Consider the following 14,955-nt stretch of genomic DNA (forward strand, 5'->3'; position numbering starts at 1 on the left):
GGCCCGTTCCCGTGTGGTCCGTTCCCGTGTGGTCCGCTCCCGTGTGTCCGTTCCCGTACCGGTCCCGGTATCAGAGCGCGTGCTGGAACTGCCGGTCCGGATTTCCGGCAAGGGCGTGCACGGTGACGAACTGCGGTTCGATCCGCATGTAGACCGGGTCGAAGACCGCCCCGTCGACGAAATGCGGACCCGGACCGAAAAGTTCCAGTTCCGCGTTGGTCGGTTCGACGATCTGTGCGGTTCCGGTGAACTGGACGGACCACAGCCGGGGGTCCCGGGAATTGAAGTTGTCGGCCCCGTAGGCGACCACGCTCCCGTTGCACGCCTGGTGGTAGCCGAAGCCGGAGTGCATTCTCAGGACGACCTTGCCGTCCACCACGATGTGGCGGGCGAGGGCGAGGAAGGGCAGCGCGCGCATGCTGGTGGCCACCCTGCCGTACGGCACCCGGCGCAGCAGTTCGATGGCGTGGAGTTCCTCTGGGGACATGCAGTCCACTCTCCGATACCGGCAATCGGTCGGAAAAGAGGAGCCCGCCCCGATGATCGGGGACGTTGGTCCCGAATGAAACCATGTGCCCCGTGGAATCATGCGACCACGGGGCGTCACCGTACGTCACCGGTCGCCCGGCGCCGGTTACCGTCAGTTGCGCTTCTCGGCCTGCAGTCGGGCAACGTACGCGGCGGCCTGCGAGCGGCGCTCCATGCCCAGCTTGGAGAGCAGGCTCGACACGTAGTTCTTGATCGTCTTCTCGGCCAGGTGCAGCCGCTCGCCGATGACGCGGTTGGTCAGGCCCTCGCCGATCAGGTCGAGGATCTTCCGCTCCTGCTCGGTGAGGTTGGAGAGGCGGTCGTCCCCCTTTCCGTTCTTGCCGTCGCGCAGCCGCTCCAGCACCCGCGCGGTGGCCACGGGGTCCAGCAGCGACTTGCCCGCCGCCACGTCCCGTACGGCGCTGAGCAGCTCATTGCCGCGGATCGCCTTGAGGACGTAGCCCGAGGCGCCGGCCATGATCGCATCGAACAGCGCCTCGTCGTCGGCGAACGAGGTCAGCATCAGGCACTTGATGTCCTCGTTCTGGGAGCGCACCTCGCGGCACACCTCGACGCCGCTGCCGTCGGGCAGGCGGACGTCGAGGACGGCGACGTCGGGGCGGGTGGCCGGAATGCGGACCAGGGCGTCGGCGGCCGTGCCGGCCTCGCCGACGATCTCGATGTCCTCTTCGACCGACAACAGCTCATGGACACCCCGGCGTACCACTTCGTGGTCGTCCAGGAGGAATACCTTGATTTTTCCGTCTTCGCGCACGAAGTCAGTTTCACACACTCACCCCTTCCCTGCCGGAGTTACCCGGGATAACGTGCCGTTGTTCCCGGCCCCTGCAAGGCTGTGACCAGTGGTTGTTCCCGCGCCGGCGGATTTACTTGGAAATCCAAGCAAAATCCCAGGTCAAACGGGGTTTCGCAGATATGCGGCGCACTGGGTAACGTGCATTGCGCAGGGCACTCGCCGGGGCACCTGTCACGCCTGAATCCCGTACGCAGCGCGCACCCACCCCGTGCGCGGGTACAGGTTCAGGTGAGCCGCACTGGACCCCGGAGAACCCGGGTGCCGGACCGACGGAGGAGCACACGTGACCGTGGAGAGCACTGCCGCGCGCAAGCCGCGACGCAGCAGCGGCACCAAGCGGGCGGCAGGAGCGGCCAACGCCGCCAAGCCCGCCGCTGCCACCGCGCAGACGCAGAACGCCGAACCTCAGCTCGTACAGCTGCTGACGCCCGAAGGGGACAGGGTCGACAACGCGGAGAACGCGGAGTTCGCCCCCTTCGTCGCCGACATCACCACCGAGGACCTGCGCGGGCTCTACCGCGACATGGTCATGACCCGCCGATTCGACGGGGAGGCGACCGCCCTGCAGCGCCAGGGCGAGCTGGGCCTGTGGGCCTCGCTGCTCGGGCAGGAGGCCGCCCAGATCGGCTCCGGCCGCGCCCTGAACGACGAGGACTACGTCTTCCCGACCTACCGCGAGCACGGCGTGGCCTGGTGCCGCGGGGTCGACCCGACCAACCTGCTCGGCATGTTCCGCGGTGTGAACCACGGTGGCTGGGACCCCACCACCAACAACTTCCACCTCTACACGATCGTCATCGGCTCGCAGACGCTCCACGCGACCGGCTACGCGATGGGCGTGGCCAAGGACGGCGCGGACTCCGCGGTCATCGCCTACTTCGGCGACGGCGCGTCCAGCCAGGGCGACGTGATGGAGGCCTTCAACTTCTCCGCCGTCTACAACTCGCCCGTGGTGTTCTTCTGCCAGAACAACCAGTGGGCGATCTCCGAGCCGACCGAGCGCCAGATGCGCGTGCCGCTCTACCAGCGCGCGCAGGGCTTCGGCTTCCCGGGCGTCCGTGTCGACGGCAACGACGTCCTCGCCTGCCTCGCGGTCACCCGCTGGGCCCTGGACCGGGCCCGTCGGGGAGAGGGCCCGACCCTGGTCGAGGCGTTCACGTACCGGATGGGCGCGCACACCACCTCCGACGACCCGACCAAGTACCGCCGGGACGAGGAGACCGTGGCCTGGGAGGCCAAGGACCCGATCCTGCGCCTGAAGGCCCACCTGCTGGCCACCGGCGGCGCCGACGAGGCCTTCTTCGAGGGCCTGGAGGCGGAGAGCGAGGCGCTGGGCAAGCGGGTGCGCGAGGTCGTGCGCGCCATGCCCGACCCGGACACCATGGCGATCTTCGAGAACGTCTACGCGGACGGGCACGCGCTCGTCGACGAGGAGCGCGCGCAGTTCGCCGCCTACCTCGCGTCCTTCGAGGGTGGGGAGTGACCACCATGGCCATCGAGACCGCGACACTCAAAAGCATGTCGATCGCGAAGGCGCTCAACGAGTCGCTGCGCAAGGCCCTGGAGACGGACCCCAAGGTCCTGATCATGGGTGAGGACGTCGGCAAGCTGGGCGGCGTCTTCCGGATCACCGACGGACTGCAGAAGGACTTCGGCGAGGAGCGGGTCATCGACACCCCGCTCGCCGAGTCGGGCATCGTCGGCACGGCCATCGGCCTCGCGCTGCGCGGCTACCGGCCGGTCGTCGAGATCCAGTTCGACGGGTTCGTGTTCCCGGCGTACGACCAGATCGTCACGCAGCTCGCCAAGATGCACGCGCGCGCCCTGGGCAAGATCAAGATGCCGGTCGTCATCCGCATCCCGTACGCGGGCGGCATCGGCGCGGTCGAGCACCACAGCGAGTCCCCGGAGGCGCTCTTCGCGCACGTCCCGGGCCTCAAGGTGGTCTCCCCGTCCAACGCGAGCGACGCCTACTGGATGCTCCAGCAGGCCATCCTCAGCGACGACCCGGTGATCTTCTTCGAGCCGAAGCGCCGCTACTGGGACAAGGGCGAGGTCGACACCGAGGCCATCCCGTACCAGCTGCACAAGGCGCGCGTGGCCCGCGAGGGCTCCGACCTCACCCTGGCCGCCTACGGTCCGATGGTGAAGGTCTGCCTGGAGGCGGCGGCCGCGGCCGCCGAGGAGGGCAAGTCGGTGGAGGTCGTCGACCTGCGGTCGATGTCCCCGGTCGACTTCGACGGGATCCAGGCCTCGGTGGAGAAGACCCGCCGGCTCGTGGTCGTCCACGAGGCGCCGGTGTTCCTGGGCGTGGGCGCGGAGATCGCGGCCCGCATCACGGAGCGGTGCTTCTACCACCTGGAGGCGCCGGTCCTGCGCGTGGGCGGCTTCCACGCCCCTTACCCGCCGGCCCGCCTGGAGGACGAGTACCTGCCGGGCCTGGACAGGGTGCTCGACGCCGTCGACCGCTCGCTGGCGTTCTGAGGAGCCACGTTCATGACGATCCGCGAATTCAAGATGCCCGACGTGGGCGAGGGCCTCACCGAGGCCGAGATCCTCAAGTGGTACGTCCAGCCGGGTGACACGGTCACCGACGGCCAGGTCGTCTGCGAGGTGGAGACCGCCAAGGCCGCCGTGGAACTGCCGATCCCGTTCGACGGTGTCGTGCACGCGCTCCTCTTCGAGGAGGGCACCACGGTCGACGTCGGCCAGGTGATCATCTCGGTGCAGACCGGCCCGGCCGAGGCCGCCGAGGCCCCGGTCCAGGAGGCGGCCCCGGCCGCCGCGGCGGAGGAGGCGGCCCCCGCGGCGCGCCAGCCCGTCCTGGTCGGCTACGGCGTCTCCACCGCCTCGACCAAGCGCCGCCCGCGCAAGGCCCCGGCGGGCGCGCCCGCGCAGAACGGCACCGCTCCGGCGGCTGCCGCGGCTCCGGCGGCTCCGACGGTTCCCGCCCCCGCGGCCCCGGCGGCTCCGGCCGCCCCGGCCGTGAACGGCAACGGCAACGGGCACGCGGCCGCCGAGCGCCCGCTGGCCAAGCCGCCGGTGCGCAAGCTGGCCAAGGACCTCGGCATCGACCTGGCCGCCGTCGTCCCCACCGGCGACGGCGGGGTCGTGACCCGGGAGGACGTCCACGCGGCGGCCGCCGCGGCGATCGCCCCGCAGGCCGCTCCGGCCCCGGTGGCGGCGCAGGCCCCGGCTCCGGCCGTGACCGCCGCGGCCCCGGCCCCGGCCGTCCCGGCCTCGGCCCGGGAGACCCGGATCCCGGTCAAGGGCGTCCGCAAGGTCACCGCCCAGGCGATGGTCGGCTCCGCCTTCACCGCGCCGCACGTCACCGAGTTCATCACGCTCGACGTGACCCGCACGATGAAGCTGGTCCAGGAGCTCAAGGACGACCCGGACCTGGCGGGACTGCGGATCAACCCGCTGCTCCTCATCGCCAAGGCGGTGCTGATCGCCATCCGCCGCAACCCGGACGTCAACGCGTCCTGGGACGAGGCGGCCCAGGAGATCGTGCTCAAGCACTACGTCAACCTGGGCATCGCGGCGGCCACCCCCCGCGGGCTGATCGTCCCGAACATCAAGGACGCCCACGCCAAGTCGCTCGGCGAGCTGTCGACGTCCCTGTCCGAGCTGGTCGCCACGGCCCGCGAGGGCAAGACCTCCCCGGCCGACATGCAGAACGGCACCATCACCATCACCAACGTCGGCGTCTTCGGCGTCGACACCGGTACGCCGATCCTGAACCCGGGCGAGTCCGCGATCCTCGCGGTCGGCGCGATCAAGCTCCAGCCGTGGGTCCACAAGGGCAAGGTGAAGCCCCGCCAGGTCACCACCCTGGCGCTGTCGTTCGACCACCGGCTCATCGACGGCGAGCTCGGCTCCAAGTTCCTCGCGGACATCGCGGCGGTCCTGGAGCACCCCCGCCGCCTGATCACCTGGGCGTGACCGGGTAGTCGACACACCCCGCCGCGCGCGGGCAGCCGGTCCCCCGCCGCGTGCGGGGGACCGGCTCCCGCGTATCCGGGACCGATGGCGGAGAGACCGACCGCGGCCCGAAACCCCTGGCCGGAGCGGTGTTGCGGTGTGATCATCGGTCCATGCTCCTCCGCTCTGTCACCGCAGACCCCGCCGACCTCGACCGCGCCGTCGCCTACCCGGCCGACGCCCCCGTCTCCCCGGTCGCCGCCCTGACCGCCGAACGCGTCCGCGAGGAACTCGCCGAGAACCGCTGCCGCCCCGAATGGACCTGGATCGCCGAGGACGAGGACGGCCGGATCCTGGCCCGCGCCCTGTGGTGGGGCCGCGCCGACAGCGAGCGGCCCGTCGCCCTCGACTGCCTCCAGGTCCACGAGGACGTCCCGGACCCGGCCGCCGTCGCCGCCGCGCTCCTGGAGGCCGGCCGCACCGCCTTCGGCGCGCACCCCGGCTACAACCTGTCCCTGCCCCGCGACTGGCGCGCGGACCCGGCCCTCGCCGCGGCCGTGGCCTGGCGACGGGAGGCCGCCCGGCGCGCCGGTCTGACGAGCGAGATCGAGCGCCTGCGCTACGAGTGGACCCTCCCCCAGCTACCGCCGGGGGTACCCCCGGCCGCCGTGATCGCCGAGCCCACCGGCCGGCTCGTCTTCCGCGAGGGCACCGACGAGGAGTTCCTCGACGTGTTCGGCCGGCTCTCGCGCGGCAGCCTCGACGTGAACACCCGGCAGGAGCTGGCCGGCATGACCGAGGAGGAGTTCGCCCGCGAGGACTTCGCGTTCTACTCCGACTGCCCCGGCGAACGCTCCTGGTGGCGCCTCGCCCACCTGCCCGACGGCACGCTCGCCGGGATGGCCATCCCCTCGGCCACGCCCTACCACCGCAACGTGGGCTACCTGGGCGTCGTACCGGAACAGCGCGGCCGGGGCCTGATCGACGAGATCCTGGCCGAGATCACCCGCTTCCACGCCGCCGCGGGCGCCGAGCGCATCACCGCGACCACCGACACCGTCAACGTCCCGATGGCCGCCGCCTTCGACCGGGCCGGATACGAGGTGACGGAGATCCGCCTGGTCCTGGAAGCCCCGTCACGCTGACGGGACGGACCCGGTAGCCTCCCGGCGTGCCGATAGCCGAGTTGCAGGTGTATTCCGTCGAGGAGGCCGACGTCACGGGCGGCGTGTGCCTGGTCCGCTGCGTCGGCGGGGTGGCGCGGGCCGGCCAGGTCTACGCCGTGGGCGAGCTGCGCCTCGTCCTGCGCCGCATCGAGCGGTACGGCCGCCCCGTCGGCTTCTTCGACGCCGGACACGTCGCGAAGGTCCACCTCACGGGCGCCGTGGTCGCGCTGCTCAGCCGGGGCCAGGTGCTGACCTCGGTCCCGCCGGACGGGCACTCGCTGGACGCGCTCGAGGAGTGGCTGGCCACCGGCCCGCCACTGGGCGACGAGCCCCGTCCGCGGGCGCTGCGCAGCCTGGCGGTGGGGTGGATGCAGGACGAGACGGTGCCGGAGGCCGTCCGGCTGCGGTGGGGCCGGGTGGCGCTGGCCGCGACCTACCGCTGCGCGGAGGCCGAGGGGACGGCCGGGCCGGCCCGCGGGGCCGAGCCTGCGGCCGTACGGGGCTACCTGATCCGGGAGTTCGGCCCGGACCGCGGCGGCGACCCGGCGGCCCTGTGCCGGGAGCTGCTGGAACTGATCGACCTGACCCCGGAGCGGGCGGCCGAGGAGGCCCGCACTTGGCGCGACCTGCCGCGCCCGCGGATCGTGCACCTGCGCACCATCAAGATCCTGATCACCCGGATGGCCCTCGTACGCCCGTACCTGGCGGACGGCGATCCCGTGGCGGAGACGGTCGACGCGTGGGTGGCGGTGCGGCCGCGGCTGCCGTAGGGCGGGGCGCCAAAGGGGGTGACATCGGGTTTCGGCCAATGGATGATGATCCTGGTCATCGCGGGTTTGCGTGCGCCCGACTGCCACTGGGGGAAACAGACGTCTACCAGTCGTGCGGCGCCGCGCCCGCAATGGCCGGAAATGACCTCTTCGATGAAGGAAACCCTTCTGGTGCGTCCCACTCGCGCGACGACCCTGCTGACCGCAGGCCTCGTCACTCTCCTCGGTGTTCCGGCCGGCGCCGCGGCCGCCGCCGAGACCCCGGTCTCCCTCTACGTGAACAACCAGGACGGCTCGAACTGCTCCGACGCCGGGGCGGGTACGCAGGCCGCCCCGTACTGCACGGTCTCGGCCGCGGCCAAGGCCGTCGCGCCGGGCCAGACGGTCCGCATCAAGCCGGGCAAGGCGTACACCGAGGCCGTCACCATCACCCGCTCCGGCGAGCCCGGCAAGCCGATCAGCTTCGTGTCCGACGTACAAGGGGACCAGAACCCGGCGCTTCTGAGCTCGGGCAAGGGCCCGGTCGTGATCAGCGGCGCCTCCCATGTGGTGCTGCGCAACCTGCACTTCGGCACCGGAATCCGGATCAACGGCTCCCACGGGGTGGAGGTGGACCGCGTCCAGACCAGGAGGACGCCCGCCGCCGCCTCCGTGCGGATCGGCGAGGGAAGCACGGACGTCCGCCTCACCCGCAGCCTGTTCGCCGGCGTCCGGATCGACGGCGGGGCCCGGAACACGGTGCTCGGCCGCAACGAGATCTCGGGCGCGACCGTCCCGGCGGTCGCCGCGGTGGACGCACCCGGCACGGTCGTCACCAACAACACGGTCTACGGGTCCTGCGCGGCGAGCCTGTCGGTCACGGGGGGCACGACCGGAGCCGCGCTCTTCAACAACGTGATCTGGACCGCGGGCGGCGCCGCCGAGTGCACGGCCGCCGCCGATCCGCGCAACGCCGTCCTGGTGTCGCAGAGCGCCACGCAGGGCATCCGCGCCGACTACAACCTCGTCGTCGGCAACAAGAACACGGCCGACCCGGTGCCCTACAGCTGGTCCGGCACCACGTACAAGGACCTCGCGTCCTTCCGGGCCGCCACCGGCCAGGGCGCGCACGACATCCTCACCCCGACGTCCGACGACGTCCACCTGGGTGAGGGCTCCCCCGTCATCGACTCCGCCGACGCGACGGCGCCGGGTGTGCCGCCCACCGACTTCGAGGGCCTGCCGGCCCTGGACGACCCGCACACGCCCAACTCCGGGAAGAACGGCGGCTACCTCGACCGCGGTGCCTACGAGGTCCACGACGAGATGACCGCGACCTGGATGACGGTCGACCAGCCCTGGGCACCGGTCGGGACCGAGGTCGGGTTCCAGGCGGTGTCGGACAGCCGCTGGCCCACCACGATGAGCTACCGCGTCGACTTCGGCGACGGCTCGGCGCCGGTCGACACCCGGCAGGGCGACGGCCTGAACGGTGCGGCCAAGCACGTCTACGGCACGCCGGGCGACTACGTCGTGAAGGTGACGGCGGTCAGCGTCTCGGGCCGGACCGCCACCACGCAGAAGACGGTCAAGGCGACCCCGGCGGGCCCCGGCACGGCCACCTTCACCGCGACGCAGGTCCTGCCGCCCGCGGGTGACACGCAGGAGCACGTCCCTCCGCTGACCTACGAGTTCGACGCCTCGGCGTCGGTGACGACGTGGCCGGTGGAGAACATGGAAGTGGACTTCGGCGAAGGCTGGTCCTCGAACCACGGGGCCACGACCGTCGCCCGGCGCACCTACGAGAAGCCGGGCGAGTACAAGGTGAAGGTCAAGCTCGTCGACACCAAGGGCGGCACCGCCACGGCCACCCAGACCGTGCGGGTGGACTACGCGCCGTCCGGCTACGTGGCCGTCACCCCCTACCGCTTGCAGGACACCCGCGGCTGGGGCGGCGGCGGCGCCCTGAAGGGCGGCGAACCCACCGTCGTCGGCATGCCGCTGGACCTCAAGACGGGGAACTCGACCGCGGCCGGCATGGCCGCGGTGGTCCTCAACGTCACCCTCACCGACGCCTCGCAGGACACGCACCTCACCGTGTCGCCGAACCGCGAGGACCGTCCGACCACGTCGAACGTCAACGTCCGCAAGGGCGGCACCTCGTCGAACACGGTGACCGTCCCCGTCAACGACATCGGCTGGGTGTGGATGCGGCTCAACTCCGGCCAGGCCCACATGATCGTGGACCTCGTCGGCTACTACCGGCCCAACGCGGGCGAGAAGTTCAGCCCCGTCACCCCGGCCCGCCTCTCCGACACCCGTACCTCGGGCGGCGCGCTGGGCTCCGGCGCCACCCGGACCGTCAAGGTCGCGGGCGTCGGCGGCATCCCGGCCGACGCCAAGGCCGTCGCGCTGAACCTGACCGGTACCGGGGCGACGACGGACACGCACGTCATCGCCTACCCGGACCCGGCCAACCGTCCGACGACCTCGAACCTGAACCCCGAGCCGGGCAAGGACAAGTCCAACCAGGCCATCGTCCCCGTCGGGCCGGACGGGACGATCACCCTCTACAACAACGCCGGTTCCACGCACCTGGTCGTCGACGCGGTCGGCTTCTACGGCAAGGCCGGCAAGACCCTGTTCACCCCGGTCCCGGCCAAGCGCCTCGCCGACACCCGCACCACGGGCAAGGTCGCGCCCGGCGCGACCACGACCGTGGCGGGCCTGCCGGCCGGCGCGGTCGGCGCGGTGCTGAACGTGACCGCGACCGACACCACCGGTCCGGGCTTCCTGACCGTCCACGGGTTCGGTACGCCGCGCACGGACGCGAGCAGCCTCAACACGCTGCCCGGCCTGACCGTCCCGAACCACGTCACGACCCCGGTCGGGGACGGCAAGGTCAGCGTCTTCAACAGCTGGGGCGGCAGCAACCACGTGATCGCCGACCTGCTCGGCTACTTCACCCAGGGCTAGCCGGCCGTACCGGCGCCACACACCGGAGCCCCGGCCCCGCACCCGCGAGGCCGGGGCTCCGGTGCGTTTCCCGGCGCCTCAGCCGTCGGCGCGCGCCGCGTTGCCGAGGACCCTGGTCGGGGTGACGCGGACGACCACGCGGACCGCGTCGGCCGGGGCGTCCTGGTACTCCTTGCCGGCGCCCGGGCCGAGGTACTCCTCCGCGATGCGGACGGCGACCGCGCGGCCGGCGTCCTCGGCGATGGTGGCCGTGCCGCGGATCTCGGCGTAGAGGAAGGGGTTGGCCAGGTCGAAGACCGTCAGGCCGACCCGCCCGTCGCGGGCGATGTTGCGCTCCTTGCGGCGGCCCTGCTCGGTGGAGATCAGCAGATCGCCGCCGTCGCGGGACACCCAGACCACGGAACTCTGCGGGCTCCCGTCGGGGTTGATGGTCGACAGGACGGCGGGATGCGGCGCGTCCAGCAGTCCGCGCACGGTCTCGTTCAGTTCAGCAGTCATGCCGCTCACGCTAGTTGGCGGTGTTCCTATCCGCTCGCCGACTACACGAAGTCGAGGCGCGGCTACGTCGCATCCGCCGCGTCGGGAACATTGCCCACCCTTCGGGGGCACTGTCACTCTTGCGTGGACATGCCAATCCCGTCCATCGGAGGGACCCCCCATGCACAGACGCAAGGCCGCCGCCGCCCTGGCGACCCTAGCCCTGACCGCGACCGGCCTGTTCTCCGTATCCACCGGCACGGCCCAGGCCGCCGCCCTGGCCTGTAACGACACCGCCCGGAACTACGTGACCGACGAGGTCAACAGCTGGCCGCACGCCTCGGTGGCCGTGACCACGTCGAACTGCTACGACATCAACGTCAGGCCCAACGCGGGGACGAAGGTGCGCACCTGCTTCTTCCCGTCCAGCGCTCCCTCCTACTGCAACGGCTGGCGCTGGCTCAACGGCGGGGTCTGGGGGCTGGCCGCGACCGACGTGAAGGACGGGACGAAGTTCTACCTGGAATTCGACCGGTACTCCACCGGCCGCGTCTCCTACTGACCGACCTCAGGGGTGGGGTGCTGTTTCCCGGACCGCCAGTTCGGCCCAGACGGTCTTGCCGACGACGCGGTCGCAGGCGCCCCACCGCTGCGAGAGTGTGCTCACGATCTGCAACCCCCGCCCGTACTGCTCGTCGCCCCCCGCCGTTCGCAGTTCGGGCCGCCGCTCTCCCTTCGGATCAGTGACCGCGATGCGGAGCACTGCTCCGGAGAGCCCCACCTCGACCCGGAGGTACCGGTCCCACACGGAGCCGTGCAGCAACGCGTTGGTGGTCAACTCGCTGGTCAGCAGCGCCAGGTCGGCGGCCAATTGGGGTTGCCCCCACGCCACGGCCAGCCATGCGGCCCGCCGCCGGGCGGCGGGTACCGAGTCCTGCCGGGGCGGGTAGTTCCGTACGTCGTACCGGATGGGTTCGACCATGTCCGTGCACCTCCTGTGAGGGCGGTGGCTCTGCCGACACTGGGCGCAGGTCGGTGCCTTCCGCCAACTCCCCTTGTTGGGTAAGCGGTTACGTACACACCGTAGCGAGTTGATTTCTCGGGCAGCAATCGAACGGGCCAGAAATTTCTACCGCTGAGTTGATTGGAGGTTGCCCGTACGAGCACACTGGGGCGCACCAGGGAGGGAGAACGGGATGCCGAACAGGGACCCGGACCGTGGAATCTCGGTGTCCACCGTCCTCGGGCGGAGGCTCGGCGGCGAGTTGCTCCGCCTGCGGGAGGGGTGTGGGCTTCGCCAATCGCATGCCGCCGAAGCGCTCACCGCGTCTGTGGCCAAAGTGGCGAAGATGGAGCGGGGACTCGTCCCCATGCGCGACCCGGACGTGCGCGCCCTGTGTCACCTCTACGGAGTGGACGACGAGGGCGTGATCGGTGGGCTGTTCCACTTGGCGCGCCTGGACCGTGAGCGGCGCAAGGCGCGAGGCTGGTGGCGTCACGATCCTGACGTGGGAAGTCTCGCCGAGTACATCGCCATGGAGGATGTAGCCACCCAGGTCCGTACGTGGCAGATGGCGCTGATCCCCGGCTTGCTTCAGACCGCCGACTACGTCCGGGCAATGTGCGTCGTGTCCGAGACTTGGCGAGAGCCGGACGAGATCGAACCCATCGTGACGGTACGCATGAAGCGCCAGGTCAGGCTGTCAGGAGAAACGCCTCTGCGTTTTCACGCCGTCATTTCGGAGGCGGCACTCCGGCAGGAGATCGGGGGCCCCGCCGTGATGCGCGGCCAGCTCGACCACCTGATCGAGGCAGCGGAACTCCCTCATATCCATGTGCAGGTACTGCCGTTCCGGACGGGCGCTCATCCTGGACTCTCCGGCGCGTTCAGCGTCATCTCCTTTGCCGAGCCCGGCGCGGTGGACGTCGGCTACAACGAGAGCATCTCGTCTACCGTGTGGGTGGAGGCCAAGGAGGGAACTGCTGTCTACACCCGGACGTTCGACCGGCTCGCCCGACTGAGCCTCGCACCGCGTGACTCCGTGAACTTGATCGCCAGTATCAGCAAGGGGTTGTGAGTATGCCGGAGTTCGACTTCGTGAAGTCCACGCACAGCGGTCAGGATATGAACGAGTGCGTCGAGGTGGCCACCAACGTGGTGGGGACGGTGGCCGTCCGGGACAGCAAGCAGACGGCCGGCCCGGTCATCCAGGTCACCGACACCGCGTGGGCGGCCTTCGCCGAGGCGCAGTAACGGCCGGGATCACCGCCTCCGGCGCCACGCCGCCCGGATCAGGCAGTGAGAGCTGCCGGCGCAGCGCCCGGCGAGCCCCCTCGTGCCACCGCGCGACCTTGCCGCCCCCCTTGACGGGGCCCGGGCGCGGGGAGACGCTCCCACGTCGGGGATCCGCACGGGTGCAGCTGGGGGGCCGCCATGCCGGAGGAATCTGTCCAGACCGCGGGGGAGTTGCGGGCACGGCTCGCGGAGCGCGGGGCGCGGTGGTCGGTCCTGGAGCACCTGGCCGACGAGGAGCCCGTGCCGCGGCCCTCGCTCGGTCTGGAGCCCGGGGTGAACCTGACCCCCGCCGAGGCCGTCCGCGGCGTCGACCTGCGGGCGCTCATCGGGCACGAGAGCGGCAATCCGCACCTCAGCCGGCGCCGGGCCGCCCACGGGCTGCTGCCCGGCACGCGGGCGGGCGCGCGGCCGGCCGCCGTCGACTGGCGCGGCCGCTGGGGCCGGACCTGGATCACCAAGGTGAAGGACCAGAACCCGTGCGGCTCCTGCTGGGCCTTCGGCGCGGCCGGCCTGGTGGAGTCCATGGCCCGCATCGAGCACTGCGTGTGGGCGGAGCGCTCGGAGGGCGACGTCCACGACGGGCTCAGGTTCAGCTGCGGGCAGGGCAGCAACCCCGAGACGGCCCTGGACTGGATCAGGACCAACGGCGGGCTCGCCGACCCGGCCTGCTGGCCGTACAGCATCCCGCCCGCGGGGCTGCCCGCCGCCCGGCGGGAGGCCTGGCGCGCCGAGTACACGCCCAGCTGGGACCGTTCGGGCCGGACCGTCCGCATCACCGACTACGTCCGCCTCGGCGATGTCGAGCAGCAGAAGGTCTGGCTGGACACCGTCGGCCCGCTGACCGCCTGCTTCGACGTGTACGACGACTTCTTCGCCCTCGGCGCCGGGGTGTACCACCGCACGAGCGACCGGCTCGCGGGCGGCCACTGCGTGCTGGTCGTCGGGTACGACGACGCGGCCGGCTGCTGGCTGTTCAAGAACTCCTGGGGCACCGGCTACCACGTCGGCGGCTACGGCCGGATCGCCTACGGCGAGGTCAACATCGACTACTGGGCCAAGTGCGGCCTGCGCGGCACCAACATCGACCCGTGGAGCAAGCGCCGCCTGCACACCGGCAGCGTCTACGAGAGCGGCAACGGCCGTGCCCACCGCAACTTCGAGCTGCTCGCGCGGGCCGGCGGCGGCCGCCTCCAGCACTGGTGGCGCGAGGGCGACGCCCCCTTCGCGTGGACCCGCGCCGGCACCTTCGCGAACGACGCCTCCGGCCCGCCCGCGTTCACCGGCACCACCTACAACCGGAACATGGAGTCCCTGCACGTGACCACCGGCGGCCGGCTGCGCCACTGGTACTACGAGCAGTCCGCCGGCGTCTGGCGCGACGGCGGCGCGTTCGGCCCGGGCGACGCGTCCGTCGGCTCGACCCCGGCCTTCATCCAGAGCGACTACGGCAGGCCGGGCAACTTCGAGGTGGTCGTGCGGACCGCGGACGGCCGCCTGAACCACTGGTGGCGGATCAACGGCGCACCCTGGACCTGGAACGACGGCGGCCGCTTCGCCTCCGGCATCGCCCACTACGGCCCCGCCCTCGTCCAGACCCGCTCCCGCCGCCTCGACCTCGTCGCCGCCCGCGACGACGGCGCGATGCAGCTGTGGTGGCGGGACGACGCGAACGGCTTCGTCTGGCGGGCCGGCGAGGTCTTCGGCGCCGGGGCGGCCTCCGCGCCCTGCCTGATCGAGGCCCAGTACGGGGCCGTGGACGAGGACACCGCCGGGAACTACGAGCTGTGCGTGGCCGTTGCCGACGGGCGCGTCGAGCACTGGTGGCGGGGCAACGCGAGCGGCTCGGGATGGCGCCGCAGCGCGGTCTTCGGGCACGACGTCCGGGCCGTCACCGGGATGCTCCAGGGCAGTTTCGGGTTCAACCTGGAAGTGATCGTCCTGCGCACCGACCGTCTGCTCCAGCACTACTGGCGGGACGGGGACGGCTGGCACGAGGGCGCGGTGATCGGCCCCGGCTGAGAG

Annotated in this window: 14 protein-coding genes; 10 read left to right on the top strand and 4 right to left on the bottom strand. The window is 71.4% G+C overall.

Annotated elements, in window-relative coordinates; translation table 11 throughout:
• Positions 1-70: 70 nt before the first annotated feature.
• Together ACFWP3_RS00445 and ACFWP3_RS00450 are read right to left on the bottom strand one after the other, a co-directional pair.
• The gene (locus ACFWP3_RS00445; RefSeq protein WP_384215184.1) at positions 71-487 is read right to left on the bottom strand and encodes a pyridoxamine 5'-phosphate oxidase family protein; all 417 of its coding nucleotides are present in this window, start codon (positions 485-487) and stop codon (positions 71-73) included.
• A gap of 153 nt (positions 488-640) precedes the next feature.
• Positions 641-1,303 carry a response regulator gene (locus ACFWP3_RS00450; protein ID WP_384215185.1) on the bottom strand — a complete coding sequence of 221 codons (663 nt, stop codon included), beginning with the start codon at positions 1,301-1,303 and terminating at the stop codon, positions 641-643.
• A 325-nt stretch (positions 1,304-1,628) separates the two neighbouring features.
• Here ACFWP3_RS00450 and pdhA point away from each other — a divergent pair, with 325 nt between their 5' ends.
• From pdhA to ACFWP3_RS00480, 6 genes are all read left to right on the top strand, one after another.
• Positions 1,629-2,828, top strand: coding sequence for a pyruvate dehydrogenase (acetyl-transferring) E1 component subunit alpha (gene pdhA / locus ACFWP3_RS00455; protein WP_384215186.1), 1,200 nt, complete (start codon positions 1,629-1,631; stop codon positions 2,826-2,828).
• Between the two features lie 5 nt (positions 2,829-2,833).
• Entirely contained in the window at positions 2,834-3,829 is a 996-nt protein-coding gene (locus tag ACFWP3_RS00460; protein WP_384215187.1) for an alpha-ketoacid dehydrogenase subunit beta, read from the top strand.
• Between the two features lie 12 nt (positions 3,830-3,841).
• Complete coding sequence (locus tag ACFWP3_RS00465; RefSeq protein WP_384215188.1) at positions 3,842-5,290, top strand: dihydrolipoamide acetyltransferase family protein; 1,449 nt, start codon at positions 3,842-3,844, stop codon at positions 5,288-5,290.
• 152 nt (positions 5,291-5,442) lie between these two features.
• On the top strand, positions 5,443-6,414 hold the full coding sequence (locus ACFWP3_RS00470; protein ID WP_384215189.1) for a GNAT family N-acetyltransferase: 972 nt from the start codon (positions 5,443-5,445) through the stop codon (positions 6,412-6,414).
• Between the two features lie 26 nt (positions 6,415-6,440).
• Entirely contained in the window at positions 6,441-7,205 is a 765-nt protein-coding gene (locus tag ACFWP3_RS00475; RefSeq protein WP_384215190.1) for a hypothetical protein, read from the top strand.
• Between the two features lie 171 nt (positions 7,206-7,376).
• A complete protein-coding gene (locus tag ACFWP3_RS00480) occupies positions 7,377-10,160 on the top strand; it encodes a PKD domain-containing protein (protein ID WP_384215191.1) in 2,784 nt (927 codons plus the stop codon).
• A gap of 78 nt (positions 10,161-10,238) precedes the next feature.
• On the opposite strand, the gene ACFWP3_RS00485 is transcribed toward ACFWP3_RS00480, so the two are convergent.
• Positions 10,239-10,658, bottom strand: coding sequence for a PPOX class F420-dependent oxidoreductase (locus ACFWP3_RS00485; RefSeq protein WP_384215192.1), 420 nt, complete (start codon positions 10,656-10,658; stop codon positions 10,239-10,241).
• A gap of 160 nt (positions 10,659-10,818) precedes the next feature.
• Between ACFWP3_RS00485 and ACFWP3_RS00490 the strand changes: the two genes are divergently transcribed.
• The gene (locus tag ACFWP3_RS00490; RefSeq protein ID WP_384215193.1) at positions 10,819-11,199 is read left to right on the top strand and encodes a hypothetical protein; all 381 of its coding nucleotides are present in this window, start codon (positions 10,819-10,821) and stop codon (positions 11,197-11,199) included.
• Between the two features lie 6 nt (positions 11,200-11,205).
• Here ACFWP3_RS00490 and ACFWP3_RS00495 read toward each other — a convergent pair whose 3' ends face one another.
• Complete coding sequence (locus ACFWP3_RS00495; protein ID WP_384215194.1) at positions 11,206-11,619, bottom strand: ATP-binding protein; 414 nt, start codon at positions 11,617-11,619, stop codon at positions 11,206-11,208.
• Positions 11,620-11,833: 214 nt separating this feature from the next.
• Between ACFWP3_RS00495 and ACFWP3_RS00500 the strand changes: the two genes are divergently transcribed.
• From ACFWP3_RS00500 to ACFWP3_RS00510, 3 genes are all read left to right on the top strand, one after another.
• The gene (locus ACFWP3_RS00500) at positions 11,834-12,715 is read left to right on the top strand and encodes a helix-turn-helix domain-containing protein (RefSeq protein ID WP_384215195.1); all 882 of its coding nucleotides are present in this window, start codon (positions 11,834-11,836) and stop codon (positions 12,713-12,715) included.
• Between the two features lie 2 nt (positions 12,716-12,717).
• A complete protein-coding gene (locus ACFWP3_RS00505) occupies positions 12,718-12,891 on the top strand; it encodes a DUF397 domain-containing protein (RefSeq protein WP_384215196.1) in 174 nt (57 codons plus the stop codon).
• Positions 12,892-13,071: 180 nt separating this feature from the next.
• Positions 13,072-14,952 (top strand): C1 family peptidase, encoded by a 1,881-nt coding sequence (locus tag ACFWP3_RS00510; RefSeq protein ID WP_384215197.1) that lies wholly within the window; start codon positions 13,072-13,074, stop codon positions 14,950-14,952.
• Positions 14,953-14,955: the final 3 nt, after the last annotated feature.

This window comes from Streptomyces sp. NPDC058525 (genome assembly GCF_042719495.1).
GTDB lineage: Bacteria > Actinomycetota > Actinomycetes > Streptomycetales > Streptomycetaceae > Streptomyces.